We start from the raw sequence: 1214 nt of genomic DNA on the forward strand, positions 1-1214 counted from the left end.
CAATTTCTCCCCATTCCTTGATGCCTTGTTTTTTGATTTGATGTACTTCTTTGCTCCAATCTTTCCGTGGCGGTTTGCAATGCCTTAGAAAAAGGATCATTAGGCGGTTGTGTTAGATTGTTTTTATTTAATTGTTTATCATTTTTATTTATTTCCGCTTGAATAACTACTGAAGGTAATCCTTTATCTACTTTCGAATCAAATAATTGCTTTTCACGGTTATAAACAGATAACTTTTCGATTTGGCTAGATTTACTTAACTCATCTGCGTTATTAGGCAGTACAGCAACCACTTTATCATGTATATGTTTAGGAACATAACGAGGAATTCGACCAGCTTTTAACGCATTTTCATAACGGTTATTTACGCTATCCCAACTTACTTCTTTAGGGCAAGTGTGAATAAGAACGTCGACTTGATACCCTTTATTTTTTAAAGTCTCTATAAGCTTTTTAGCTTTATTTGTATTTTTTAATGTGCCATCTACAATGATGTTGTATTTAGCTTCAATCACACGTTTTAGAATTTCCTCCTTAATTTCACTCGCAAATTCGTGGGTATATACGGCTGAATCTTTGCCATATTTTTCATATAACGCTTTGAAGTTTGGATGACGTTCTCGATAGGCATCTAAGTCAATAGTTAAAATATTATTTTTATATTTAGTTTCAAGTTTATTTGTAGATGTCGACTTTCCTGCACCAGGTTGACCTCCCATAACATAAGCTTTGGGATTCGATTGCTGTGAAATTAATTCGGGTTGATCTATATGAATATCATTCCATACATCATTAATTATTTTACTTTTTTCTTGAATACATATCTGAGATAAAATTTCATTCTTATTCATATTAATTACTTATATTTATTTTCAATTAATTGGAAAAATTTTAATGCAGTTTCATAATTAATTTCCTCATAGGTAGTGTCAGCAATTTTTTGTCTAAACTCCCTTAATTTTGCAATATCTTCTAACATATCTGCTGTATATTCGTTGCTATAACCTTTTGCTTTGGATATACAAATTCGGACACTATTATAAACTTCTTCCAATAAAAACTCTTTTTCATCAAACGTCGCCATGATCCACTCCTATTTAATATTGGTTTATTGATAAATTATTATTGTGATATTTAGGCTGAATTATAACTAAATTTTGGGGGTCGTCCAAGCGGAAAGGCTCGCTATGCGTTCCTTTCCACCTGGCCTAAAG

2 protein-coding genes are annotated in these 1214 nt (G+C 31.9%); both read right to left on the reverse strand.

Annotated elements, in window-relative coordinates; translation table 11 throughout:
• The coding region (locus ACGH49_RS10820; protein ID WP_411589374.1) for a zeta toxin family protein at positions 1–851 on the reverse strand (851 nt) is incomplete at its 3' end.
• A gap of 5 nt (positions 852–856) precedes the next feature.
• Positions 857–1084 carry a hypothetical protein gene (locus tag ACGH49_RS10825; protein ID WP_065606986.1) on the reverse strand — a complete coding sequence of 76 codons (228 nt, stop codon included), beginning with the start codon at positions 1082–1084 and terminating at the stop codon, positions 857–859.
• Positions 1085–1214: the final 130 nt, after the last annotated feature.

This window comes from Gilliamella sp. BG7, from assembly GCF_046635565.1.
Lineage (GTDB): Bacteria > Pseudomonadota > Gammaproteobacteria > Enterobacterales > Orbaceae > Gilliamella > Gilliamella apicola_P.

Excerpts from the sequence above, each read along its gene's own strand:
- ACGH49_RS10825 (WP_065606986.1), bottom strand. The coding sequence starts at position 1,084 with ATGGCGACGTTTGATGAAAAAGAGTTTTTATTGGAAGAAGTTTATAAT.